This window comes from Antribacter gilvus (genome assembly GCF_003946865.1).
Taxonomy (GTDB): domain Bacteria; phylum Actinomycetota; class Actinomycetes; order Actinomycetales; family Cellulomonadaceae; genus Antribacter; species Antribacter gilvus.
The window spans coordinates 744054-769177 of sequence record NZ_QXTH01000001.1; the positions used below are offsets into that span (position 1 = coordinate 744054).

Consider the following 25124-nt stretch of genomic DNA (forward strand, 5'->3'; position numbering starts at 1 on the left):
GGGTCAGATGTGCAGGCCGCACTCGACCTTGTCGGTCCCGGCCCAGCGGCCGGACCGCGCGTCCGCGCCGTTGCGCGGCCGGGCGGTGCACGGCTCGCAGCCGATGGACGGGTAGCCGTCGGCCAGCAGGGGGTTCGCGAGGAGGCCGTTCGCCGCGACGTACGCGGCGACCTCGTCGTCCGTCCAGGCCGCGAGGGGGTTGAGCTTGACCACCCCGTTCTTCGCGTCGTACGTGACGAGCGGGGCGTTGGCCCGCGTCACGGACTCCCCACGCCGCAGCCCTGTGGCCCACGCGTCGTAGTCGCGCAGCGCGTTCCGCATCGGCTCGACCTTGCGCATGGCGCAGCAGTAGCTCGGGTCCCGGGCGAACAGGTCCTTGCCGTAGGCGGCGTCCTGCTCCTCCACGGACAGGGAAGGCCGGACGTCGACCACCACGACGTCGAGAGTGTGCTCGACGGCGTCCCGTGTCCCCGTCGTCTCGGCAAAGTGGTAGCCGGTGTCGCCGAACAGCACGTCGACCCACGGGAGCTGCTGGGACACCAGGTGCGCCAGCACCGGGTCCTGCATGGACGACGCGACGGCGAGCCCCGGCCCGAACTCCTTGACCGCCCATGCGATCACCTCGAAGGCGTCCGCCTCGTGGGTGCGCGCGCCCGGTGCGCCCTCGGGAAGGGCGCCCGGCTGGCCCGGCGCGTGGAGCAAGGCCTGGCCGCGCGCCGCGACGTCCCGCAGCTCGTCGGCCGTCCGACGGGCCCGCTGACCCCCGTCACGGACGGACCGGTGGGCCTCCCGGGCGGCGGCCCGCGCCGTCTCGCGTGCACGGGCCCGGGCGCGGAGCTGCTCGAGGCGGCCGTCGCGAGGCAGCGCGTCGGCCGCGGCGACGGGAGAGACGGGTGTGTCGACCTCGGTCATCGCAATGCCTCCTCGTCGGCCCGGTGCGCCCACTGCGCGAACGTCTCTTCGCCGTCGCGGTCCTTGTCGAACCGCCGGACCACGCGCTCCACGTAGTCGCCGATGCCGTCCGCGGTCACCTTGAGGCCGCGGACCGTGCGGCCCAGACCTGCTTCGCCGCGGTCCTGCGACGCCAGCCCGCCGCCCAGGTGCACCTGGAACCCCGGGACCTGCTCGCCGTCGTCGTCCGTCACGAGCTGGCCCTTGAGGCCGATGTCGGCCGTCTGGATGCGCGCGCACGAGTTGGGGCAGCCGTTGACGTGCAGGCTGATCGGCTTGAGCCGCGAGATGTCGCCGAGGCGCTCCTCGAGCTGCGTGATCGCCGTCGCGGCCGTGGCCTTCGTCTCGACGATGGCGAGCTTGCAGTACTCGATCCCCGTGCACGCGATGGTGCGACGGCGGAACTGGCTCGGGTTCGCCTGGAGGCCGAGCGCGTCGAGCTCCGCGACGATCGAGTCGACGCGTTCCGCCGCGACGTCGAGGACCAGGAGCTTCTGGTGCGGGGTGAGGCGGACCCGCTGCGAGCCGTGCGCCTCGGCGACGTCGGCCACCGCGGCCAGGATGTCGCCCGAGACGCGGCCCACCACCGGCGTGACGCCGACGAAGAAGCGACCGTCCTTCTGCTCGTGCACGCCCACGTGGTCGCCGGGCTGGTCCGGGACAGGTGCCGCCGGGCCGTCCGGCAGGGCGCGGCCGAGGTACTCGGTCTCGAGGATGTGCCGGAACTTCTCCGGACCCCAGTCCGCCATGAGGTACTTGAGGCGGGCCTTGTTGCGCAGGCGGCGGTAGCCGTAGTCGCGGAAGATGCGGACCACGCCGTACCAGACCTCCGGGGCGTCCTCCGGCCGGACGAACGCGCCGAGGCGCTCCGCGAGGTGCGCCGCCGTGGAGAGGCCACCGCCCACCCACAGGTCGTAGCCGATCCCGAGCTCCGGGTGCTCCACCGCGACGAGCGAGATGTCGTTGATCTCGTGGACCACGTCCTGGCTCGGGTGGCCGGTGATGGCGCTCTTGAACTTGCGGGGCAGGTTCGCGAGCTCCGGGTCGCCGATCCAGCGCTGCTGGATCTCCTCGATGATCGGCGTCGGGTCGATGAGCTCGTCCTTCGCGACACCGGCCACGGGGCTGCCCAGGATCACGCGGGGGACGTCGCCGCAGGCCTCCGTGGTGCTCAGGCCCACCGCCTCGAGCCGCCGCCAGATCTCCGGCACGTCCTCGACCTGCACCCAGTGGAGCTGGATGTTCTGCCGGTCGGTGATGTCTGCCGAGCCGCGGCCGAACTCGTGGCTGATCCCGGCGATCGTGCGGAGCTGCTCCGTGGAGAGGGCGCCGCCGTCGATGCGGACGCGGAGCATGAAGTAGCGGTCCTCGAGCTCGTGCGGCTCCAGTGTGGCCGTGCGGCCGCCGTCGATCCCCGGCTTGCGCTGGGTGTACAGGCCCCACCAGCGGAACCGCCCGTGGAGGTCGTCGCCCGGGATGGAGTCGAAGCCGTCGCGCGAGTACGTCTGCTCGATGCGCTCGCGCACCAGCAGAGGGTCGCTCTCCTGCTTGAACTCCTCGTTGTGGTTCAGCGGGGTCGTGCCGTCGACCTTCCACTGACCGTTCGGCTTCGCGGCGCGCGGCGGGCGCACGGCGGCGCGCTCGGCGGGCGCGGCGTGGGAGACGGCGGGGGGAGCGGCGGGGACCTGCGTCATGGGTGTCTCGTCCTCGGTCGGGGCGGGACGCGCGGCGCTGGTTTTCAGCCCGCCCCGGGTGGGCGCGAGGGGCTGAGGACCGACGGCGCGCGCCGCTTCTCAGGGGGGATGCCGGCCCGCACCGCCCGGTGGGCCGGTGCCGGTCGACGGCTGAGGGGGCGCGTCAGCTGCGACAGCAGAGACAGCTGCAGCGAGCGCGACACATTCGCTGCCCACGGCCGACGGCCGTGGGTGTGGTGTGCGCTGCCGTGGTCATGCCGATGACGGTAACCCGGGGAGTTCCTGGGCGGAACCACCCGTCCACATAGTGGAAGTCGATGGGACGCATTGAGGTGGTCGATGGGACGGCCTGGTCGGCGGGCCGAGCCTCCGGCTGGTGGACGTGGGTGTCTGTGGCTGCCGATAGGCTGCCCGCCATGGAGTTCCTCTACGACGTGTTCGTGTTCGTCCACTTCGCGAGCTGGGCGCTCGTGCTCGGCGGGACGATCGCCTCCATGCGGTCCAAGGCCCTGTACAAGGCCGTGTCGCACGGGGCGTGGGGCGCGGTCGGCGCGGGCGTGATCATGACCGGGATCGCCGAGATGTCCGACCTCTGGGCTGACGGTGGGCCGTCGATGGCCAAGATCGGCGTCAAGCTCGCCGTCGCCGTCGTGGTCGCCGTCCTCGCGACGCTCGCGGTGCGCAAGGGCGAGGACGTCTCGCCGGGCCTCAAGAGCGCGGTGCTCGGCCTGACGGTCGTCAACATGGTCGTCGCGGTCTTCTGGCACTGAGCATGAGCTCGTCGGGCATCACCGAGAACAAGGAGAACTGAACAGTGGAGTGGTGGGGCGAGTTGCTCGTCGGCCTGGCGATCCTGATCGGTCTGGTCGGCATCGTCGTCCAGATCCTGCCGGGCAACATCCTTGTCGTCGGCGCGATCCTCGCGTGGGCCTGGATCACCGGCGGTACCGGCGCCTGGGTGGTGTTCGCGATCGCCGTCGCCGCGATCGCCGCCGCCGAGGTGGGCCAGTGGCTGGTCGCCGGCAAGCACATGAAGCGTGCCGAGGTGCCCTGGACCACTCTCGCCGTCGCCGGCATCGCCGGCATCATCGGGTTCTTCCTGATCCCGGTGGTCGGCCTCTTCATCTTCTTCGTGGGCGCGATCTTCCTCCTCGAGCTCGCTCGCCGGAAGGACCGCGGCGCGGCCTGGTCGGCCACGAAGGTGGCCGTGCAGGCCACCCTGATCACCATCGGCGTGCAGCTCGTGGGTGGTCTCTTCGCGGCAGGCACCTGGGTGATCGGCGCGCTGGTCGTCGGCTGACGCCGGGGCCCGCACCCCGGTCTGCACTCCGGCGGGGGCGGGCCCTCGTCCCGGCCGCGGGGAGCGGGTCGGCACCCTAGTCTTCGTGCATGAGCGGAACCACGCCCGTGCTCGCCGAGGAGTCGCCGTCGGGCCCGGTCCCCATCACGGGCACTCTCCGCCGCCTGCTGTGGTGGCTGCTGCCGGCCAACGCGTCCGTCTTCCTGCTGTGGGGCGCCATCCCCGGGACGCTGCTCGCGTGGCAGGTGCAGGACCTGGACGCGGCGAACAAGGAGCACAACCTCGCGATCGTGGCGACGGTCGGGGCCATCGCGGCCCTCCTCGCGCAGCCCATCGCCGGGACCGTCTCCGACCGCACACGGTCACGGCTGGGGCGTCGTGCGCCCTGGATGATCGCGGGCGCCGTCGTGGGTGGTCTGGCCCTCGGGGCCATGGCGCTCGCGCCGACGGTGATCGTGCTCGCGGCGGCATGGACCGTGGCGCAGATCGCCTTCAACTTCGTGCAGGGCCCGCTGTCGGCCGTGCTTCCGGACCGGGTGCCGCGCTCCGTCCGCGGCTCGTTCTCCGGCGTGATCGGCGCCGGGACGATGCTGGGCATGACCCTCGGCGCCGTCGTCGGCAACGCGATGCAGCGCTCCGTGCCGGTGGCCTACCTGCTGCTCGCCGCGGTCGTGATCGCCGTGATGGTGGTGTTCGTCGTCGCCAACCCGGACCGGCCGAGCACGGGCGACCGGTCCGAGCCCTTCCGGCTGGGGACCTTTCTCCGCACGTTCTGGGTGAGCCCCACCCGCCACCCCGACTTCTTCTTCGCGTTCAGCGGCCGGTTCCTGCTGAACATCGGCTACAACGCGGTGACGCAGTACCAGGTGTACCTGCTGCAGGACTACATCGGCCTCTCCCGCGACGCCGCGGCCGGGCTCGCGATCGTGCTCAGCGGGATCGCGGCGGCCGTGATCACCGTGACCACGCTGCTGCTGGGCCGGCTCTCCGACCGGGTGGGCCGCCGCAAGATCTTCGTCTTCGGCTCGTCGGTGACGATCGCGATCGCGCTCGCGATCCCGTGGCTGTCGCCCACCGTGCCCGCCATGTTCGGCTACGCGGTGGTGATGGGGATCGGGTTCGGTGCGTTCCAGGCCGTGGACACGGCCCTGATCAGCGAGGTGCTGCCCTCCGCGCAGGACTACGGCAAGGACCTCGGCGTGGTCAACATCGCGGCGACGCTCCCGCAGGCGGTCGCCCCCGCGCTCGCAGGCGCGATCGTGGTGGGGCTGGGCTACGCGGCCCTGTTCCCGTTCGCGATCGGGGTGATCCTCCTGGCCTCGGTGGCGGTGTTCGGCATCAAGTCGGTCCGCTGAGGCCCTGCGGTCCGACGGCGGCGCGCGGGTCTGTGAGGAGCTGATCCACCGGGCAGCGCAGACGGCGCCATGTCGCCAGGTCAGCGTCCAGCCAGCGCATGAGCTGGTCGACATCCCGGTGGAGCTGTGCGAGGTCGCGGTTGAAGATCGGTTCGTGGTGAGCGATCCGGTTCCTGAGGTCGTTCAGCCGCTGGAGGAGCTTGCTCACCTGGCGCAGGGTTGCATTCAGGTGAGGGAAGGCGCGGTGGAGGCCGACGCGCCACAGCGTGCGGTCGTACTTTGCGGAGACGAGGTAGCGCCAGAACCCGAATGTCAGCTCTGCGATCACGCGCCCCTCGGTCTCGGTTCGGCCGTTCCGCGTCGCGCGGTCGCGTGCGCTCGCAACGTCCGCCTGCGCCCGGAGGTCCAGGAGCGGGGCGAGGCTCACATACCAGGGATCGGAGAAGCGGCGGTCCTGTGCGATCCGGCTGAGCTGTTCGTGCAGGGCATTCCGCAGAACCACCTCCGCGTAGCCGAGGCATGCGTGAAGGGCGCCCCCGACCTCACCGTTCCACTCGTAGAGCGCGAGCCCGTCATCGTCGGACCCGGCTCGGCGGACGTACGGGCCGAGCCGGTCGCGGGAGAGGACGGCGATAACTTCCTCGGTCTTCATGCTGCGGTTGACCTCCAGAGGATCGTGGGATTGAATTGCTCACGAAGACCCCGGTCGCCTCTGACGCTCACGCGTTATGCCGCCGGGGTTCTGCCTTTCCCGGCGACTGTGATGAGCGGCCGGGGCACCTGCCGTCTCTATATGTCTATCCAAGACTAGGGCGAAGGATCCGGTCCCGCGCGGGTTCCACTCGCGGCGCTGTGGATAACCCCCTGGACCTGTCGGGACCACCGCGGGAGACATCACCAGCGCCCCTTCGGCGCGCTCCTGATGGCCGGTACTGTCGCCCCATGCAAGCAGTCGACCTGCCCCTCATCAACACCGTCTCCACGCCTGCGGTGCACCCCTCCGGCGACTTCGCCGTCGTGGCCGTGACCCGGCCAGACCTCGACGCCGACGCCTACGTGGGCCAGCTCTGGACGGTTCCCCTCGTCGGCGAGGAGCCCCCACGCCGCCTCACCCGCGGGTTCCGTGACTCGGCGCCGCAGATCTCGCCCGACGGCTCGGTCGTGGCGTTCCTGCGTGCCGAGCCCAAGAAGGCTCCGCAGCTCTTCGTGATGCCTGTGCTGGGCGGCGAGCCGGTGCAGGTCACCGACCGCAAGCTCGGCGCGGGGGAGTTCCGCTGGTCGCCCGACGGGACCCGCCTCGCCTTCACGAGCCGCGAGCCCGAGCAGGGGCGGTACGGCTCGGTCGAGGGCCTGGACCCCGCCGCGGAGTCGCCGCGCCGCGTGACCACGTGGCAGTACACCCGCAACGGGCTGGGCTACCACCTGGACCGCCCGCAGCAGGTCTTCCTCGTGGACGCGCCCGACGTCTGGGCCGAGCCCGTCGTCCAGCCTGCGCCCACCGCCGACGGCAAGCCCGAGCCACGCCCGCTCGTGGCGGAGCCCCGCCAGATCACGGAGGCGCTGACGGACCACTCGTCGCCCGTCTTCTCGCCCGACGGCGGGACGCTCGCCGTCGTCGCCGCCGTGCACCCCACGAGCGACGAGGACCTGCGGTCCACCGTCCTGCTCCTCGACGTCGCGGTCACGGACGAGCCGGTCGACGGCCCGGCCAAGGCCGTCGACGCTCTCGGCGGGGAGCCCCTCGACCTCAGCGTCGGCTCGACCGCGTTCGGCGACGACGGCACGCTCTACCTCCTGGCGGGCGAGGTGGGCCCCGACGGCAAGGACTTCGTGGCGCGCAACCCCGGCCTCTTCCGGGTCGAGGCGCCGGGCAGCCCCGAGGCCGCCGCCCGCCGGCTGACGGACGCGGAGACGCTCTCCGTGGACGGACCGATCGTCCCCGTGACCGACGGCGTCCTCGTCACGGTCCTCGACCGAGGTGCCCAGCACCTGGTCTTCGTCTCCCCCGAGGGTGACGTCCGGCAGATCACGAACGGTCCGGTGGCGGTCGCGGGCATGAGCGCCGGCCGCTGGGGCGAGGTCGACGTCGTCGCGTTCTCGTACGCCGACCCGGAGACGTACGGCGACGTCGCGTCCTTCACGTTCGGCGGGACCAGCGAGGACGGCGAGGCGGTGCTGGCAGGCGAGTTCCGGCGTCGGACCGACTTCTCCGCCGCGCTCCGCGAGGCGGGCGTGGTGCTCCCCACCGAGCTGACGGTGACGGGCCGCGACGGCTACCCGGTGCACGGCTGGGTCGCCGTGCCCGAGGGCGAGGGTCCGCACCCCACCCTGCTGATGATCCACGGCGGGCCGTTCGCTTCGTACGGCGTGGCGCTCTTCGACGAGACGCAGGTGCTCGTCGACGCCGGGTACGCGGTCGTGTACTGCAACCCGCGCGGGTCGGCCGGGTACGGCGAGGCGCACGGCCGGGCGATCCGGCAGGCGATGGGCACCGTGGACCTGCACGACGTGCTCGACTTCCTCGACGGCGCCGTCGCCTCCGAACCGCGCCTGGACGGGACGCGGACCGGCGTGCTCGGCGGGTCGTACGGCGGGTACCTCACCGCGTGGACCATCGCGCACGACCACCGGTTCGCCGGCGCGATCGTCGAGCGCGGGTTCCTCGACCCCGAGGTGTTCTTCGGGACGAGCGACATCGGCTGGTTCTTCGGCCAGGAGTACGTGGGGACCACGCCCGAGGCCGTGGCGGCACAGTCGCCGCAGGCCGTGGCGGACCAGGTCCGCACGCCCACGCTCGTGCTCCACTCCGAGCAGGACCTGCGTTGCCCCCTGTCTCAGGCCGAGCGGTACTACGCCACGCTCAAGCGGCACGGCGTCCAGACCGAGCTCGTCATCTTCCCGGGCGAGAACCACGAGCTGTCCCGTTCGGGCCGCCCGCGGCACCGGGTCGAGCGGTTCGAGGTCATCCTCGACTGGTGGAAGCGGTACCTGCCGGTGTAGCCGCCTGGTGTGCGCGCCAGACTGCTTCCAGGTCCGCCTCAGGATCGTGAGGCGGACCTGGAAGCAGCCTCGCGCGCACGCCAGCGAGCCCGGTGCGGTCAGGACGGCCGTGTCCGCTCCGGCCGGACCAGGCCCGCCTCGTACGCCGCGACGACGAGCTGGACCCGGTCGCGGCAGCCGATCTTGCGCAGTACCTCCTGACGTGCGGCCGCGTGGGACCATCGGCGGGTGCAGACAGACACCTCCGAGATCCTCGTCGCAGCCCTCGCGGACCTCGACCCCGTCGTCGCCTACGGGGTCTGGAAGCTGCGGCAGGACGTGTTCGTCGTCGAGCAGGACTGCCCGTACCACGACCTCGACGGCCGTGACCTGGAGCCGGCTACGCGCCAGGTCGTCCTCCTTGCCGGTGTCCCCGGCAGCGTGCCGGGCCGCCCGGCGGCAGCCCGCGTGATCGGCACCGCCCGCGTGCTGGACGACGGCGCCGTGTGGCGCGTCGGGCGGGTCGCTCTCGACCTGTCCGCACGGGGCCGTGGCCTCGCCGACGAGCTGATGCAGGCCGCGCTGGCCCATGTGGAGGCGCACGGCGACGGGCGGGACGTGGTCCTCGATGCCCAGTCGCCGCTGGCCGGCTGGTACGGCAAGCACGGCTTCGAGCCCGACGGGCCGGAGTTCCTCGAGGACGGCATACCGCACACGCCGATGCGCCGCCGCCGGTGAGTCTCCGCGCCGTGGGCCTCGGTGTCGGTGAGGACGCCTAGGCTTGTGCCGATGACTTCGCTCTTCGACTCCCTGCCTCTTCCCGGCCTGAACCTTCCGGTTCCGCCGGGCGACGAGTCGCGCCTGCCGCGCACCGCCCCGAGGTGGGACGACGAGCACGGGGACCCGGGCGAGGCGGCCGTACCGGCAGAGCCCGAGTGGCTCGCGGGCCTGCCGCACGAGGACGCGCCGCGCGCTCGTGGCGGGGCGTTCGCCCACCTGGACCCCGACGAGCTCCTCGACGGCCTCAACCCGCAGCAGCGGCTGGCCGTGGTGCACGAGGGCGGGCAGCTGCTGATCGTGGCGGGCGCCGGGTCGGGCAAGACGCGGGTGCTGACGCACCGCATCGCGTACCTGCTGGCGACCGGGTGGGCGCGAGCTGGCGAGATCCTTGCCATCACGTTCACGAACAAGGCCGCCGCGGAGATGCGTGAGCGTGTCGAGAGCCTGGTGGGCCCGGCAGCGAAGCGCATGTGGGTGTCCACGTTCCACTCGGCCTGCGTGCGGATCCTGCGCCGCGAGGCATCGACGCTGGGCCTGCGGTCGAGCTTCAGCATCTACGACTCGGCGGACAGCCAGCGCCTCATCACCCTCGTCACGCGAGAGCTGAACCTCGACCCCAAGAAGTACCCGGCGCGCGGGCTCGCCAACAAGATCAGCGACCTGAAGAACGAGCTGGTGGACCCCGAGACGTACGCGCTGGAGTCGGGGGCGCGGGCCACGGAGGAGGGGCAGGCCGAGCGAGGGGCGAAGGTCCCCGAGTTCGACCAGGTCCTCGCGGACGTCTACACGCGCTACCAGGCGCGTCTGACGCAGGCGCACGCGCTCGACTTCGACGACATCATCATGACCACCGTCAACCTGCTGCAGGCGTTCCCCAACGTGGCGGAGCACTACCGGCGCCGGTTCCGGCACATCCTCGTGGACGAGTACCAGGACACCAACCACGCCCAGTACGTGCTGGTGCGCGAGCTCGCCGGCGTCACCGAGGACTCCGCGGCGGCGCACGCCGGCGAGAACCCGCAGGCCGTGGCGCTGGACCCGGCGGAGCTCACGGTGGTGGGCGACGCAGACCAGTCGATCTACGCCTTCCGTGGGGCCACGATCCGCAACATCCTCGAGTTCGAGGCCGACTACCCCGACGCCACCACGGTGCTGCTGGAGCAGAACTACCGCTCGACGCAGAACATCCTGACGGCGGCCAACGCGGTGATCTCACGCAACCGGGACCGCAAGCCCAAGCGCCTGTGGACGGACGCGGGGGCCGGGGCCAGGGTCATCGGCTACGTGGCGGACGACGAGTACCAGGAGGCCCGGTTCGTCGCCGAGGAGATCGACCGGCTCGGCGACACGGAAGGTGTCCGGCCGGGCGACGTGGCGGTCTTCTACCGCACCAACGCCCAGTCGCGCGCCCTCGAGGAGATCCTGATCCGCGTCGGCCTGCCCTACAAGGTGGTGGGCGGCACGCGCTTCTACGAGCGCCGCGAGGTCAAGGACGCCGTCGCGTACCTGCGGGCGCTTGCGAACCCGGACGACGACGTGAACGTCCGCCGGGTGCTGAACGTCCCCAAGCGCGGCCTGGGCGACCGGGCCGAGGCGCTCGTCGCGGCGCGCGCGGAACGGGAGCGCATCTCGTTCGGCGCAGCCCTGGAGCAGGCCGAGGACATCCCCGGGATGACCACGCGGACGCTCAAGCCGCTGGTGGGCTTCCGGGAGCTCATGGCCGGTCTGCGAGAGCTGGTCGACGACGGCGCGTCGCCCGCGATGATCCTCAGCGCGGTCCTGGACCGCACGGGGTACCTGGCGGAGCTGCGCGCGTCGGACGACCCGCAGGACGCGTCCCGCGTCGAGAACCTCGCCGAGCTGCACGCCGTCGCCGTCGAGTTCGGCGAGTCCGACCCTGAGGGCAGCCTCGCGGACTTCCTGGAGCGGGTGTCGCTCGTCGCGGACAGCGACCAGATCCCCGACGAGGACGTGGCCGACGGTGAGGCCGAGGCCCACAAGCACGACCAGGGCGTCGTCACCCTCATGACTTTGCACACCGCCAAGGGCCTGGAGTTCCCGGTGGTGTTCCTCACGGGTCTGGAGGACGGCACTTTCCCCCACATGCGCTCGCTGCACGACGACGCGGAGCTGGCCGAGGAACGCCGGCTCGCCTACGTGGGCATCACCCGGGCGCGGGAGCGGCTGTACGTGTCGCGGTCGGCGGTGCGGGCGGCGTGGGGGATGGCGAACGAGTTCCCGCCGAGCCGGTTCCTCGACGAGATCCCGGAGGAGCTGTGGGACTGGCGGCGGCGCGAGTCGTCGACCCAGGCGATCCGGTCCGGCGCGTCGTCGTGGGGTGGCGGGCGCGGGAACGGCTGGTCGGGCAGCCGCTCGGGAACGTCCGGCTCGGGCTCTGGTGCCTCGGGTGGGTCCGGGGCGAGCGCGCGGGCGCCGCGTCGCAGCGAGGGGTCGGGCTTCGGGTCCCGTCCCGGTGCGGCTACTGGCGGGGCGTCGTCCGGCGGGGCGCGCTTCGGGTCCGTCAACGTCCGCAAGGACGTCGAGATCCCCGCTCTGGCGGTGGGCGACCGCGTGACCCATGACGCCTACGGTCTCGGCCGCGTGGTGGACGTGGAGCCCAATGCCGTGGTCAAGATCGACTTCGGTAGCGCCGGGACCAAGCGGATCGCGCTGAAGTACACGGTGGTCACCAAGCTCTGAGCCCCAGGAACCCGGGTGCGTGAGTGTCCATGCGCGCCGAGACTCGAGGGGTGAGAGCCCTGACGGTCGCCCCCAGGAAGCCCGGTTCGCTCGAGGTGACGGAGGTCGCGGACCCGGTCCCGGCCGACGGAGAGCTGCTCGTCGAGGGAGTCGCCGTCGGCGTGTGCGGCACCGACCGTGAGATCGCGGACGGGGAGTACGGCTCGGCGCCTCCGGGGCGCGACCGGCTCGTCCTCGGCCACGAGTCGCTGGGGCGCGTCCGGCAGGCGCCGGAGGGCAGTGGCTTCTCGCCAGGAGACCTGGTGGTTGGCGTAGTCCGCCGGCCCGACCCGGTGCCGTGCGGGGCCTGCGCGCGGGGCTTCTTCGACATGTGCCGCAACGGCCGCTTCACCGAGCGCGGGATCAAGGAGCTGGACGGCTGTGCGAGCGAGCTCTGGACGGTCGAGGCGGACTACGCCGTCGGCCTGGACGGGTCCCTCGAGGACGTCGGGATGCTGCTCGAGCCCACCACCGTGGTGGTGAAGGCGTGGGAGCAGGTGTTCGCCGTCGGGGAGCGTTCCTGGTTCGAGCCCGAGACCGCCCTGGTCACCGGAGCGGGGCCCATCGGGCTGCTCGCCGCGCTGGTCGGCGTGCAGCGCGGGCTGGACGTGCACGTGCTCGACCGGGTCGCCGACGGACCCAAGCCGGACCTCGTCCGGGCGCTGGGCGCCACCTACCACGCGTCCTCCGTGGACGACGTCGCTGCCAAGGCCCGGCCTGACGTCGTCATCGAGGCGACCGGCGCCAGCTCCGTCGTCTTCGACGCGATCGCGGCGACCGGCACCTACGGCGTCACCTGCCTGACCGGCGTCACGTCCGCAGGCCGGCGGCTCCGGGTCGACGCCGGCGCGATCAACCGCGAGCTCGTGCTCGAGAACGACGCGGTGGTCGGGACCGTCAACGCCAACCTCAGCCACTTCCACGGCGCCGCCGAGGCGCTCGCCCAGGCCGACCTGGACTGGCTGCGCGGGATCGTCACCCGGCGCGTCCCGCTGGAACGGGCGCCGGAGGCCTTCGCGGCCCAGGACGGCGACGTCAAGGTGGTCGTGGACCTGACCGCGGGCTGACCCCTCCGCGATGCCGAGGTAGTCACCTCGTCCGACGAACTGACTACCTGGGCGAGACGAGCGGTGCCGAGGTAGTGACTTCGTCGGACGAGGTGACTACCTCGGCGTCGGTGGGGCGGCCCGCGAAGGCGGGGATTCGGGCGTTCCGGACAGGCCAGCGGGGCGAGTTCGAACGGGCAACGGTGTGCGGGTACCGTCCGGGCATGCAGTCGCAGCACGACGACACGATCGGCACCGCAGCCGGTTCTCGCGACGATCCCGGACCGGCGCGTCCCGGACCCGCGCGGCAGGAGACCGAGCACACCGGCGCCCGCCGCGCGACCCCGCGCGACCCGTCCCGGGTCCGCGGTCTCGACGGCCTGCGCGCCATCGCCGTCCTCGCGGTGGTGGTCTTCCACCTGGCGCCGCTGTGGCTCCCCGGCGGCTTCCTCGGCGTGGACCTGTTCTTCGTGGTCAGCGGCTTCCTCATCACGACGCTGCTCCTGCGGGAGGTGGCGCGCCGCCGTCGGATCGACCTGCCGCGCTTCTGGCTGCGCCGAGCCAGGCGGCTGCTTCCGGCCCTGATCCTCGTGGTGCTCGTGTCGGTGCCGGTGGCGCGGCTCGCAGAGCCGGACCTGACGGTCGGCATCGGACGCCAGGTCCTCGGCGCGCTCACGTTCAGCACGAACTGGCTCGAGATCGGCGCGGGGACCGACTACTTCGACGAGACGTCGCCCGAGCTGCTGCGGCCGTTGTGGTCCCTCGCCATCGAGGAGCAGTTCTACCTGCTGTGGCCACTCGCCCTGGTGCTCCTGCTCGTCGCGGTCCGTTCGACGGCGGTCCGGGCCCGTGTCGTCGCGGGGCTGGCCGCGGCGTCGGCCCTCCTCATGGCCCTGCTGGTCGTGCCGGGCGCGGACCCGACCCGCGTCTACTACGGAACCGACACGCACGCTTTCGGCCTCCTCCTGGGGGCGGCGCTCGCCTTCCACCTCGCGCGCCGTCGCCCGGGCGAACGCCCCGGCGGTCTCCTGACGGGCCGGGTCGCCCTGTACGCGCCCCCCCTCGCCCTGGTGGCCCTCGGGTTCCTCTTCACGGCCCTGCGCGCAGACTCCGTGCTGACGTACCGCGGCGGGCTGGTGACCGCCTCGCTGCTCGGGGCGCTGCTCGTCGCGGTGTGCGCGGGACCGGCGACGCCGTTCGTCCGGGCGCTCGAGGTGCGGCCGCTGGAGTGGGTGGGGGAGCGGTCCTACGGCATCTACCTCTGGCACTGGCCGGTGATCCGCGTGGTGGACGCGATGGTCGGCGCACAGCTCGGTACGGCCCGGTGGTGGCTGGGCGCCGTGGTGGCGCTCGCGGTGACGTTCGGCCTCTCCGCGCTCTCGTACCGCTTCGTCGAGATGCCGGTCCGCACCCTCGGCTTCCGCGGTGCCTGGCGCGCCTTCGCGGAGCGGGTGGCGGCCCTGCTGGGCAGCGCCCGGGTGCCCGACGCCGTCGGGCTGGCTCCGCGCGTCGCCCTCGCCGCCGTGGTGCTCGCCGTCGTGGGGACGGGGACCGCGGTCGCGACGGCGCCGGAGCGCACGGCCGCAGAGGACGCCGTCGCGCAGGGCCTCGCGGGGCTCCGGACGCCGGCGGGCGTGGCGGGCGACGCAGGCGAAGGCGAGGGCCGGCCCGCGGACCCGACGTCCGACCCGGCCGCGCTCCCGCCGTCGGACGAGGGCTCCACGGCGGGCGAGGGCCCGATCACGCGGCGCGCCGTGCGGGCCGCGGACCCCTCGTCCGACCCGGGCGGCGACCTCAGCGCGTTCGGCGACTCCGTGCTCTCGGCGGCTGTGCCCGCCCTGCTGAACCGCTATCCGGAGGCCGCCATCGACGCCGTGCCCAACCGCACGTGGGCCGACGCGCCGGCGCTCGTGGAGGCTGCGGCGGCGGACGGCACGCTCCGGGACCGCGTGATCCTCGCCTTCGGCACCAATGCCGGCTTCCAGCGGGACGGTTCCGTGGACGCCGCCAAGGCTGCGCTCGACCGGATCGGGCCCGACCGGCAGGTGGTGCTCGTGAACGTGGTGGGCATCAGCTACTGGGTGCCCGACGCGAACGCGCAGCTCGCCGCGCTCGCCGAGGGACGGCCCAACGTGGCCGTCGCGGACTGGAACGCGCTCACGCGGGAGGTGCCGGGCCTGCTCCACTCGGACAGCACGCACCCGAACATGGAGGGGATCGCCGCGTACACGGACCTCGTGGAGCGGACGTTCCGGAACCTGTCGATGCGCTGACCTCCACCCGCTTAAACGATTCGGGATCACTTCAGCCACTTACCTTAGTAACTCTCGGACGCTAGATTGGGCCGGTCCCATCCCGATGCGGCCGGCGCCGACGCCGGTCAGCGAGGTGACCCGGAGGTTCGGCGTTGAGCCCCTTTTCCCGTGCACGTGACGACCGCCCGGCCGCGCCGGGCCTGACCGCACCCGACAGACCAGGCCGCGCTCCGGCGTCGGGCACCAGGATGCCGGGCGCCAAGAAGCTGATGGCCGGGCTGGCCGCCCTCGCCGTGACGGGCTTCGGCGTGGTGCCGCTCGCGACGACCGCGGCCGCCGTGCCGGTCCCGATCACCGACCCGGCCGTCGACCTGGTCGACGCCGACGCGACCCCCGAGACGCGGAGCCTCTTCGCGTACCTGCGCGACGTGCGCGGCCAGGGGATCCTGTTCGGGCACCAGCACACGAACGACGTGGGCGAGACGTTCACCGAGCCCGACGGCGTCTCGTCGGACGTCCTCGCCGCGACGGGCGACCACCCGGCCGTCTTCGGCTTCGACACCCTCGTCATCGAGGGGAACATCAAGCCCGGCGTCTACGGGGGACCCCGGGACCAGAACGCGCTGCTGCTGGCCCAGGGCATCCGCGAGGCGCACGACCTCGGCGGCATCAGCACCCTGTCGATGCACATGGAGAACCCCGTCACCGGCGGCGACTTCTACGACACCTCCGGCGACACGCTGCGCGCCGTCCTGCCGGGCGGCTCGCACAACGCCGACCTGCGCGCGTACCTGGACCTCGTGGCGCTCGCGGCCGACAACGCGCGCGACGCCGAGGGCAACCACATCCCGATCGTCTTCCGGCCCTGGCACGAGAACTCCGGGTCGTGGTTCTGGTGGGGCGCCGCCTACGGCACGCCCGGCGAGTTCAAGGAGCTCTTCCGGTTCACGGTGGAGTACCTGCGCGACGTCAAGGGCATCAACAACCTGCTGTACTCCTGGTCGCCCAACGGCACCTTCGGCGGCGACGCGGAGACGTACCTGCGCACCTACCCGGGCGACGAGTTCGTCGACGTGCTGGGCTACGACTACTACGACGACTCGGGCGCCTCGGCGGCCCGCCTCGCCACCGTCGTGGCTGACCTCGGCATGATCGCGGACGTCGCGGACGCGCGCGGCAAGATCAGCGCCTTCACGGAGACCGGGCCGACGGGCGGCATGAAGCCCGACGGTGAGAACGCCAACACGTCCTGGTTCACCGACCTCCTCGCCGCCATCAAGGCCGACCCGCGCGCCTCGCGCAGCGCGTGGATGCTCACGTGGGCCAACTTCGGCGGGTCGAACACCCCGTGGACGCCCACCGAGGGCGAGATGCTGCCCGACTTCCAGGCGTTCCACGCGGACCCCTACACCTACTTCGCGGACGAGGTCGAGGGCGCCTTCGACGCCGTCACCGCGCCCGTGGCGGCGTCCCCGGTGGCGCACCTCGCGTCGCCGTCGGACGGCTCACGGGTCGCCTCCGGGCCGACGACGCTGCGCGCCACCATCTCGGGCATCGATGCCGAGCGGGCCTTTGTGACGGTGGGTGGTGCCGTGGGCGAGGTCGAGCTCACCCCGCCCGCTGCGGGCGAGCTGTGGTGGACCGGCGAGTGGGCGGTCCCCGCCGACGAGCTGGGCAACGCCACCCGCGCCCTGACCCTCCATGTCGTCACCGCGTCCGGCGAGGTGACCGTGCCGTCGGCGGTGGTCCTCGGGCCCAAGCCGGTCTTCCCGCCCGGAGTGATGGACGACTTCGAGGGCTACGGCGACAACATCGCGCTGCGCGCCGAGTACGTCCAGTACAACGCCAACACGATCACGCTCGAGCAGGCCGCCGCGGGCGGCTCCGTCGGGTCAGGCGGCAACGCGATGCGCCTGGCCTACGACTTCGCGGGCCAGTCGTACACGGGGGTTGGCCGCCAGGTGGGCGCCGACTGGTCCGGCAACTGGGACTTCTCCCTCTGGGTGGACCCCGACACGTCGGGCAACAAGCTCGTGCTGCAGCTCGTCGCGGGCGGCGTCTCGTACGAGGCGTACCCCTCGCTCGCCGGGGACGCGCCGTACGTGGCGACCATCCCGTTCGCGGACTGGCGCCCGGCGCCGTGGGACACCGCCAACGCCGACCGGCGGATCACCCAGGACGACCTCGAGAACGTCAGCCAGTTCAACGTGTACGTCAACGCCGCCGAGGGCGGTGCCACGTCGGGCGCGATCGTCGTCGACGACCTGAAGGCCGTGCTCGGCACCCCGCCGCCGCCCGTCTTCCGCGACACGCCGCGCACGATGCCCGAGTACGAGGCGATCGAGTGGCTCGCCGAGGAAGGCCTGGCATCGGCCGTGGGCTGGGGCGACCGAGGCGGCCGCTTCTACCCGACGCGCGCCGTCAAGGCGGGCGAGCTGGCGGCGCTCCTGCGCGCGTACGACCCGGAGGGCGACATCGCCGACCACGCCGCGCCCCGCGCCGGGGCCACCAAGCTCGCGGTCGCCGAGGCGTTCTGGCGCCTCTACGGCTCGCCCGCCACGGACGTCACCACGGTGTACGACGACGTCCCGGCCGCCTCCGCGGAGGCCGTCGCCTGGGCGGTGGGAACCGGCGTGGTGCCGACGCCGTCGTCGACGTGGTTCGGGGTGGGCTACACCGTGAAGCGGTCCGCGCTCACCGCGATGCTGTTCCGGTTCGACGCGCTGCCGTCGCCGCTCCAGCCTGCCGTCATCGCCGACTTCGAGTCCGGTGACCAGGGCTGGGCGGTGCCGAGCTGGTCGAACGGGACGGCGTCGGCGTCCGGCGGCCTCCTGGTCGTCGAGGCCGGGACCGACGGGGCGTGGGTGTCCGGACCCGGTGGGATCGACCTCACCGGTCGCACCGAGCTCCGGCTCGACGTGGCCGCGACCACCGGTTTCGACACCAAGGTGGCGCTCCAGCTCGGCCCCGACTGGACCTGGTGCGAGACCGGCCAGGCCGGCTGGGTGCAGGAGCCCGGGGAGGTGGTGGTCGACCTGACCACGCTGTCGCCGGAGTGCCAGGCGCTCGTGGGCACGGTCCACGGCGTCAACGTGTTCCTCAACGGAGGCACGCACCGGCTGGACGCGATCACGGTGCACTGACCCGCTCCGCTGTTGGCCTTCTCGCCGAGATAGTGCGCTCGTCCGGGGTGGCGATGACCATCGCCACCCCCGGACGAGGACGAGCGCACTACCTCGGCGAGGAGGCCCAGCGCAGGGTGGGGTGTCCGTTACGGCATCATGTGCGGCATGCGTGAGTCTCTGTCCGTCCTCTTCCGTGCCGGCCGTCTGCTCGGCGCGCACTGGCCCGCGCTCGTCGTGCTGGGCCTGCTCGGCGTGGCGGTGCGCAACGGGGCGCTGTGGGGAGCCGTCGAGCTGAGCCAGTGGAACTCGCCCGTGGCGCAGATCCTGCTGATCGTCGCCCCGCTGGGATATCTCGTGCCGGTCGTCGCGATGCTGCTCATCTGCTCCCGCTCCTTGCCGAACCTCGCCCGGGCACGTGCCGCTCAGGCGCCGATGCTGCCCTCCGAGCGACGCGAGCGGCGGCTGATCGACGTCGCCCTGTCGGTCCTCGTGCCGTTTCTCCTGATCTACGAGGTCGAGGGCAACCTCCAGGCGGACCGCGCGCGGTTCATCAACGAGGTGTCCGCCGACGAGCTCTTCAACGACCTGTTCGCCGCCGAGGGTCAGTTCGACCCCGGGAGCCGCATCGGTGTTCTCGACGGGCCGACCCTCATCGCGATCGTGATCGGGGTGTTCGTGCTCAGGTGGTTGCTCGGCCTCCTCGAGAGCAAGGTCCGGTTCCTGGGGTTCGCCATCCTCGGCGGGTGCATGGAGATCTACTGGACCGGACAGGCTGCGGCCCACCTCGAGCGTCTGAGCATCAAGCTGGAGCCCTTCTTTGAGGAACGCCAGCTCGTGGCGACGGCGACGGCGGCCTTCGGTACCGTCGAGGAGCGTGTCGGGCCCGACGTCGAGGCCGTCCTCGGCATGGCGAGCACGGCTCTCGGCACCGCGATCGAGTCCGTCGACGTCGCGCTCGTCGCGCCGCTCGCCTGGCTCGCGATCGGCGCCGTGGTGCTGGGGCACAAGCTGATGGACCCGCCGTCCACGGAGCACCGGATCCTCGACCGGCTCGGGTGGCTGCCCGCGGGCATCCGGGAGATCCTCGCGTCCCTCACGGAGGACCTGCGCGCCCGGTTCAGCGCGCTGTGGCAGGGGATACGGCTCATCGGGCGCGGGGGTCTCGGCCCGATCGTTCTCTTTGTCCTGGGCTACCTCCTGGCCATGCGCGCCACCGCCGGGGTCGGCTGGCTCGTGCGGGGTATCGGCGGCCCCGTCGAGACCACGACCTGGACGACGTTCTCCGCGATGGAGGTGGGCGCCGGGCTCGTGATCGCGATGGTGCTCGCGGCGGTGCTGATCGCGGCCTCGGTGGACGCGCTGGTCGAGCGGGGCCTCGCGGTACCCGACGACGACAGAGCCGACGCGGGGGGCGGTCCGGCCGCCCCGGCCGCCCCGGCCGACGCCCCGACCGGCCCCCTGGCCGACGCTCCGGCCGACGACCGCACCGACGCGACCGACGAGATCGACGACGTCACGCACGTCCGGTACCCCCGGCCGCCGGTAGCGCCGCCGGTAGCGCCGCCGGTATCCGGGCCGGCGCGCGGTCACGCGCCCCTTCCGGCGGGCCTCCTGCCCGGCTACGGCACGTCGAACGTCACGTAACCAGGTCCGCCGAACCCGAACCGCACCTCGGTGATCACGGCGTCCTCGTCGACCAGGATCGGCGAGGTGATGCTCCACTCCGGCTCGGTGCTGAGGGGGTCGTCGGCGTCGGGGGGCAAGCAGCGGTTCGAGCTGCCCAGCACGTCGGGGCTCTTCTCGCCGTAGCGCGCGCCGTCGTCCCCCAGCAGCACGATCGTGCAGAGCGCGAGGTCGGTCCGGGGCACCGCCGCGAGGCGAAGACTCACCAGGTACGGCACTGCGCCGTCGGGCACCGGGACCGGGTCGCCGTAGTCGGGCTCCGGCAGCTCGTCCACCCGCGTCACGGAGAGGACTTCGACCTCGACGTCGCGCTGTACCCAGGTGTTGGCCCGCTCGGGCACCTGGAAGCCGACGTCGTAGTACTCCTCGGAGTGGCGGGCCGTCTCGCCCGCCCCGACGTGCTGGATCTCGTGGTGCAGGCCGTTCGGCCACCAGAAAGCCCAGATGCGGAACGACGACGCCCCCGCGGCCACGACGAGCGCGACCGGCAGGAGCACCAGCCAGACCGCGTTCCGACGCCACCAGCCCACCGCGGCCGGCGCCTCGACCGGGTTCTCGGGCAGGGTCGTCATCCTTCGCCTTCCTCGTCAGCGTTCGTCGTCGCGGAGGCGAACCCTGGCGCGTCGACGTCGATCTCGTCGGTCGCCTCCCAGAGCTCGTCCGCCTCCTGCCGGGTGATGCCGAGGTCGACGACGGCCACCGCGTCGCGCCGCTGGCCCGCCTGGTCGTCGTGGACGTGCGTACCCCGGGCGAGCCGGACCGTCGCGCCCGCCAGCGCGTCGCGCGGCACGTCGAAGCAGTAGGTGGTCCGCCAGGCGTATCCCGGCTGGGAGCCCGTCCCCTCGGTGCACCCGCCCCGGCTCGTGGGCCAGTGGGTGCGCCCCTGGGAGTCGACCACCTCGGCGCCCGCAAAGTACGTCTCTCCCTCTGTGGCCTCCCACGTCGCGTCGATGACCAGGAAGGTACCTGCGGCCACAGCCGGCTGGGACGATGCGAGGGTGTCCGCCGTGCGGACCTCGGTCACGGTGAGCTCGGCGTAGTCGAGGTCGAGGGTCTCGCCGACGTGCCCGTCGACCAGGAACGGTTGCTCGAGGATCGTGCCCTGGGGCATCACGTTGACGAGGGCGCACGCGGCGCCGAAGGCTACGACGAGGAGCGTGGTGCTGCGCCAGGTGACGCGCCGACCGGAGTGGCTCATTGATCATTCCCCGTCTCCACGGCGAGCCTGCCGCGGTAGAGCACCTCGCCGTACGCGAACCACCGCTGGTCGTCCAGCTGGAACGTGGTGTCCTCCTCGATCCAGGTCAGCTCGGCGACGTCGACGGTGATCTCGTCCTGCGCCCACGCACCGTCCTGCTCCCAGATCAGTGCCATCCGGTAGGGCAGCCCTGGGTTGAACACGTCGACGGAGGTGGCGTCCGCCACGCCGAGGACCGTAGGCAGCAGCTCCTGCGTGTCGCGCGGAACGATCCCGGCGTCCGCCGGCGGGGGGATGGCGTCGACGAGCGTTCCTTGATGCGCAGGCTTCTCGCCCTGGTTCGACACCTCGACCACGACGGCAAGCAGGCGGTTGCCCTCTTCGAGCGGCTTGACGAAGCCCAGCTCGTCGGCGACGACCGCTCGCACCACCGTCAGGTCGAAGGGGCCAACCTCGATCTCCTCCCCGGCGACGAGCGGCTCCGGTTCGACGACCACCGCGTCCCAGGCGCCGAAGGGGGTGAGGGCGAAGACTCCCGCGATCCCTCCAACCACGACCCGCTGGGTCGTGGACATGCCGTCGACGACGGCGTCGGCCACGGCGTGGAGCAGGCGGAGCACCAGATCGGCGTCCGCGTTTCGGGCATGCTTCATGGCGCCAGATCGTAGCGACCCGCGACGTATGCGTGGTTTGCCCGCCGCCCCCAGGCGCCCCCGCCGTCGCGCGGTGATCATGTCGGTGATGGTCACGACCGATCTGACGACGACCGGGCACCTGCGGGACGTCCCGCGGGTCCTCGTGCTGGCCGCCCGCCTGGTGGCGGGCCACTGGCCGGCGCTGGTCGTCCTGGCGTTCACCGGCGTCGCGGTCCGCTCGGGGGCGGTCTGGGCGGCGGTCGAGGTGAGCGACCACGTCCCGGCGCTCGCGCAGATGCTCCTCCTGCTCGCCCCGCTCGGGTACCTCCTGCCGATGATCGCGATGCTGCGGATCCTCGGCGCGTCCCTCCCCGGCGTGCATGCGGCGATGTCGGCCACCGCGCCGGACCAGCCCACCGAGCACCGGCCTCGCCGCCTGGTCGACGTCATGGTGAGCGTGTTCGTCCCGTTCCTGGCCGTGTACTCCTCGTACGGGCTGCTGGCGGCGGACCGGGACCGGTTCACCAACGAGGCCGCATGGGACGAGTTCAACCAGACCTTCACGCAGGGCGGCACCGACTTCACGTCCCGGCTCGCCATCACGTCGATCCCCGTGCTGCTCGGGCTCGTGGGTCTCGCCTGGGTGGTGCGGTGGGCGCTCGGCCGGTTCGAGCTGCGGACGCGGTTCCTCGCGCTGGCCTTCGTCGGTGCGCTCGTCGAGGTCTACTGGACCGGGCAGGCCGCGAGGTTCCTCGCCGCCCAGCAGGAGAACCTGCGCGACTGGTTCCTCACGCGTCGCGCCGTCCAGGACCTGACCGAGGTGTACACACAGGCGACGGAGCTGCTCGGCCCGCTCACGGACCCCGTCCGTGCGTTCACGTCCTGGGCCTTGGGGCTGCTCGGCTCGCTGGACGCCGTCGTCGTGGTCCCGGTCGCGTGGCTCACGGTGGGCGCCGTCGTGCTGGGCCACCGCCTGATGCCCGCGCCGCCGCTCCAGCACCCGCTCCTCGACCGGCTCGCCATCGTGCCCGAGCCCGTGCGCCGGGCCGCAGGCTCCCTCACGACGGACCTGCGCGGCCGGTGGGTCGCCTTCTGGAACGGCCTGCGGATGCTGGGCAACGCGGGCCTCCTGCCGATGCTCGCGTTCTGCCTGACGTTCCTCGTGGTGATCCGGCTCCCCGCCATCGTGTCCGAGGTGGCCCGGGTGCTCGTCGGGCCGGTGCCCGCGGAGACGTTCCGGGCGTTCGTGCCGTGGGAGAGCGCGGTGGGGCTCGCGCTGAGCATGGCCCTCACCGCGCCGATGCTCGCCGCAGCGGTCGAGTGGTTCGTGACGCCGCGGACGCCGGCCGCGAGGGCCGCGCCGGCCCCCGCGCTGCCGGAGCCGGAGCCGGAGCCTCAGGGCACCTCGAGCGACACGTAACGGTTGCTCCCGTCCATCGTGACCCACACCTGGGTGATCTCGGCGCCCGCCGCCGTCACCACCACGGGCGCGGCGGACCAGGGAGTGCGGGGCGTCTCCAGCTCGACCGACCCGTCGTCGCCGGCCGGGTGGCACTGCGGCATCTGCCGGAACGGATCGCCGTCGCCGTACCGGTTCCCGTCGGTGTCCACGAGGATCACCTGGCAGCCGTACAGGTTCGACTCGCCCGCGCGCTCGAACGCCAGCGTCACCCGGTAGCCGTCGGACCCCTCCGGTACGGGCAGGGGGTCGTCGTTCCACCGTGGCACGAGGGTGGCGGGCGACAGCCCCTCCAGCCGGACCCGGAAGTCCGTCGTCACCGTCTCGAACGTGAACGGGTCCTCGTACGAGTCCGTGTACCGCGCGGGATCCCCGGGGGCGGCGTGCGCGAGGCGGTGGCGCAGGTCGGCCTCCCACCAGAAGTCCTGCAGGCGGTAGGAGCTTGCGCCGAGCCCGGCCACCACCGCCACGGGCACGAGGACGAGCCAGACCCGGTTGCGCCGCCACCACGTCGCCGCCCGACGGCGGTGCTGGTCGCCTCCCGCCGTCATGGCGCCTCCCGCTCGGGGGACCACGGCCGGGTGTCGTACGGCTCAGGCCCGGGCAGCCAGGTCGCGTAGGTCTCGGTCGACGCCGCGAGCTGGGCCGCCCGGTCGGCGGTGAGGGCCAGATCCACGTGCACCACCTCGTCGCGCGCCTGGTAGTAGCCGTCGAGGTCGCCCCCGCCGCGAGCCACGACGAGGTACGCGCCCTCGAGCACGTCGGGCGCCACGTCGAAGCAGGCCATGGCGTGCCAGTCGACCCCCGCGGGCGCGAACATGCCCGTGGCGCACCCGCCCCGGGCCGTGCCCTCGTGCCGGAGCCCCTCGGCGTCCACGAGGTAGAGACCGTCGATGTTCTCCGTGCGGCGCGTGGCGCGCACCGTGACGTCCGCGACGAGGAACACGCCACCCGCCGTCGCTGCCGGAGGCTCCGACAGGCCGCCCGTGACCAGGGTCCGCGCCGCCCGGACCCCGTCCACGGTGATGGTCGCGTACTCGGTGCGGACCGGCTCGGCCACGGCGCCCGACCGGACGAACGGCGCCGTCGTCACGTCGTTCACGGGCCAGGTCTCGGTCACGACCCGGCCGAGCGCCATCGCGGCGATCACCGCGGCGGCGACGGCCGTGCCGCGGCCGAGCGGGCTCACGGCTCCGCCACCGTCAGCAGCCCCGGCACCACGGGCAGGGTGGCGCTGTACACGGGCTCGTCCAGGTCGTTCCAGCGCTGGGGCATGAGGCCGATCGAGTCCTCCTCGACCCATGTCAGCCCGTCGAGCGTCACCGTGACGGAGTCGCCCGACCAGGAGCCCTCCTGCTCCCAGGCGAGCACCACGGTGTAGGTGACCCCGGGGTTGAGCCGGTCGAGGTTGCCGGACTCCACCGCGCCGTCGGACACGACGGCGAGCGCGGCCTGTGCCGCGCCGTCGGAGCCCCGGAGGGGGAAGTCGCCGCCCTCGCCCACGGCGACCACGCCGCCGTCGGCCGGTGGCCGGACGGCACCCGAGAGGGTGACGCCGTACTCGGGGCGGTCGCCCACCGTGGTGACCTCCGCGAGGACGCAGAGCACGCGGTTGGTCTCGGCGGCGTTCACGACGCCGCCCACGTACGGGAGGGTCGTGGCGCCGCGGAGCGTCACCTCGAAAGGGCCCACCCGGACGGCCTCGCCGACGGCGAGGTCTGCGGGCCCGGGCGGCGGCGCGCCCGCCAGCCCGCCGAACGGCGCGCTGAGCAGCACGGCGCCCGCCCCCGCCCCGAGAGCCTTCTGCTTCAGGCTCCGGGACCCGACGTACGACCCGAGCCCTCGGGCAGCGCCCTTGGCGCGTGCCGGCAGGCTCCGCCCCCCGGCGTCCCCCATGCAGCCGATGGTAATTCTCGTCGCCCGGT

At 72.7% G+C, this 25124-nt stretch carries 21 protein-coding genes; 11 read left to right on the forward strand and 10 right to left on the reverse strand.

The window, feature by feature from the left end; all coding sequences use genetic code 11:
• Positions 1-3: 3 nt before the first annotated feature.
• A complete protein-coding gene (locus D1350_RS03250) occupies positions 4-912 on the reverse strand; it encodes a phosphoadenylyl-sulfate reductase (protein ID WP_125773736.1) in 909 nt (302 codons plus the stop codon).
• Positions 909-2645 (reverse strand): nitrite/sulfite reductase, encoded by a 1737-nt coding sequence (locus tag D1350_RS03255; protein WP_125773738.1) that lies wholly within the window; start codon positions 2643-2645, stop codon positions 909-911. Before D1350_RS03255 ends, D1350_RS03250 begins: the two co-directional genes overlap by 4 nt.
• A 416-nt stretch (positions 2646-3061) precedes the next feature.
• Between D1350_RS03255 and D1350_RS03260 the strand changes: the two genes are divergently transcribed.
• The 3 genes from D1350_RS03260 to D1350_RS03270 all read left to right on the forward strand — a co-directional run bounded on the left by D1350_RS03260 (position 3062) and on the right by D1350_RS03270 (position 5300).
• The gene (locus D1350_RS03260) at positions 3062-3415 is read left to right on the forward strand and encodes a hypothetical protein (RefSeq protein ID WP_125773740.1); all 354 of its coding nucleotides are present in this window, start codon (positions 3062-3064) and stop codon (positions 3413-3415) included.
• A gap of 44 nt (positions 3416-3459) precedes the next feature.
• The gene (locus D1350_RS03265) at positions 3460-3945 is read left to right on the forward strand and encodes a DUF456 domain-containing protein (protein ID WP_125773742.1); all 486 of its coding nucleotides are present in this window, start codon (positions 3460-3462) and stop codon (positions 3943-3945) included.
• Between the two features lie 89 nt (positions 3946-4034).
• A complete protein-coding gene (locus tag D1350_RS03270) occupies positions 4035-5300 on the forward strand; it encodes an MFS transporter (protein ID WP_125773744.1) in 1266 nt (421 codons plus the stop codon).
• On the opposite strand, the gene D1350_RS03275 is transcribed toward D1350_RS03270, so the two are convergent.
• Positions 5284-5952, reverse strand: coding sequence for a hypothetical protein (locus tag D1350_RS03275; RefSeq protein WP_125773746.1), 669 nt, complete (start codon positions 5950-5952; stop codon positions 5284-5286). The genes D1350_RS03270 and D1350_RS03275 overlap by 17 nt on opposite strands.
• A gap of 290 nt (positions 5953-6242) precedes the next feature.
• Here D1350_RS03275 and D1350_RS03280 point away from each other — a divergent pair, with 290 nt between their 5' ends.
• Positions 6243-8300: a S9 family peptidase gene (locus D1350_RS03280; protein ID WP_125773748.1), complete on the forward strand. Its 2058-nt coding sequence runs from the start codon at positions 6243-6245 to the stop codon at positions 8298-8300.
• A 98-nt stretch (positions 8301-8398) separates the two neighbouring features.
• Here the strand turns inward: D1350_RS03280 and D1350_RS03285 are convergent, their stop codons facing one another.
• A complete protein-coding gene (locus tag D1350_RS03285; protein WP_240643837.1) occupies positions 8399-8542 on the reverse strand; it encodes a helix-turn-helix domain-containing protein in 144 nt (47 codons plus the stop codon).
• On the opposite strand from D1350_RS03285, the gene D1350_RS03290 reads away from it, so the two are divergent.
• The 6 genes from D1350_RS03290 (at position 8529) to D1350_RS03315 (ending at position 19868) form a co-directional block, all read left to right on the forward strand.
• A complete protein-coding gene (locus D1350_RS03290) occupies positions 8529-9017 on the forward strand; it encodes a GNAT family N-acetyltransferase (protein WP_125773750.1) in 489 nt (162 codons plus the stop codon). The genes D1350_RS03285 and D1350_RS03290 overlap by 14 nt on opposite strands.
• 51 nt (positions 9018-9068) lie before the next feature.
• Positions 9069-11759 (forward strand): DNA helicase PcrA, encoded by a 2691-nt coding sequence (gene pcrA / locus D1350_RS03295; protein WP_125773752.1) that lies wholly within the window; start codon positions 9069-9071, stop codon positions 11757-11759.
• Between the two features lie 50 nt (positions 11760-11809).
• Positions 11810-12865: a glucose 1-dehydrogenase gene (locus D1350_RS03300; RefSeq protein ID WP_125773754.1), complete on the forward strand. Its 1056-nt coding sequence runs from the start codon at positions 11810-11812 to the stop codon at positions 12863-12865.
• 203 nt (positions 12866-13068) lie between these two features.
• Positions 13069-15117, forward strand: a complete 2049-nt coding sequence (locus tag D1350_RS03305; RefSeq protein WP_125773756.1) for an acyltransferase family protein — start codon at positions 13069-13071, stop codon at positions 15115-15117.
• A gap of 134 nt (positions 15118-15251) precedes the next feature.
• Positions 15252-18242, forward strand: coding sequence for a glycosyl hydrolase (locus D1350_RS03310; RefSeq protein WP_125773758.1), 2991 nt, complete (start codon positions 15252-15254; stop codon positions 18240-18242).
• Between the two features lie 147 nt (positions 18243-18389).
• Complete coding sequence (locus tag D1350_RS03315) at positions 18390-19868, forward strand: hypothetical protein (protein WP_125773760.1); 1479 nt, start codon at positions 18390-18392, stop codon at positions 19866-19868.
• On the opposite strand, the gene D1350_RS03320 is transcribed toward D1350_RS03315, so the two are convergent.
• Genes D1350_RS03320 through D1350_RS03330 form a run of 3 tightly spaced genes read right to left on the reverse strand, consistent with a single transcriptional unit; the run spans position 19844 to position 21758 of the window.
• Entirely contained in the window at positions 19844-20479 is a 636-nt protein-coding gene (locus tag D1350_RS03320; RefSeq protein ID WP_125773762.1) for a hypothetical protein, read from the reverse strand. The genes D1350_RS03315 and D1350_RS03320 overlap by 25 nt on opposite strands.
• Positions 20476-21105 (reverse strand): DUF4352 domain-containing protein, encoded by a 630-nt coding sequence (locus D1350_RS03325; protein ID WP_125773764.1) that lies wholly within the window; start codon positions 21103-21105, stop codon positions 20476-20478. The genes D1350_RS03320 and D1350_RS03325 overlap by 4 nt, the downstream gene beginning before the upstream one ends.
• Positions 21102-21758 carry a hypothetical protein gene (locus D1350_RS03330; RefSeq protein ID WP_125773766.1) on the reverse strand — a complete coding sequence of 219 codons (657 nt, stop codon included), beginning with the start codon at positions 21756-21758 and terminating at the stop codon, positions 21102-21104. The genes D1350_RS03325 and D1350_RS03330 overlap by 4 nt, the downstream gene beginning before the upstream one ends.
• Before the next feature lie 88 nt (positions 21759-21846).
• Between D1350_RS03330 and D1350_RS03335 the strand changes: the two genes are divergently transcribed.
• Positions 21847-23160: a hypothetical protein gene (locus D1350_RS03335; protein WP_125773768.1), complete on the forward strand. Its 1314-nt coding sequence runs from the start codon at positions 21847-21849 to the stop codon at positions 23158-23160.
• On the opposite strand, the gene D1350_RS03340 is transcribed toward D1350_RS03335, so the two are convergent.
• The 3 genes from D1350_RS03340 to D1350_RS23555 are packed head-to-tail and all read right to left on the reverse strand — an operon-like array spanning position 23136 to position 25095.
• A complete protein-coding gene (locus D1350_RS03340; protein WP_125773770.1) occupies positions 23136-23750 on the reverse strand; it encodes a hypothetical protein in 615 nt (204 codons plus the stop codon). The genes D1350_RS03335 and D1350_RS03340 overlap by 25 nt on opposite strands.
• Entirely contained in the window at positions 23747-24388 is a 642-nt protein-coding gene (locus tag D1350_RS03345; protein ID WP_125773772.1) for a DUF4352 domain-containing protein, read from the reverse strand. The genes D1350_RS03340 and D1350_RS03345 overlap by 4 nt, the downstream gene beginning before the upstream one ends.
• A complete protein-coding gene (locus D1350_RS23555; protein WP_164545002.1) occupies positions 24385-25095 on the reverse strand; it encodes a hypothetical protein in 711 nt (236 codons plus the stop codon). The genes D1350_RS03345 and D1350_RS23555 overlap by 4 nt, the downstream gene beginning before the upstream one ends.
• Between the last annotated feature and the right edge of the window lie 29 nt (positions 25096-25124).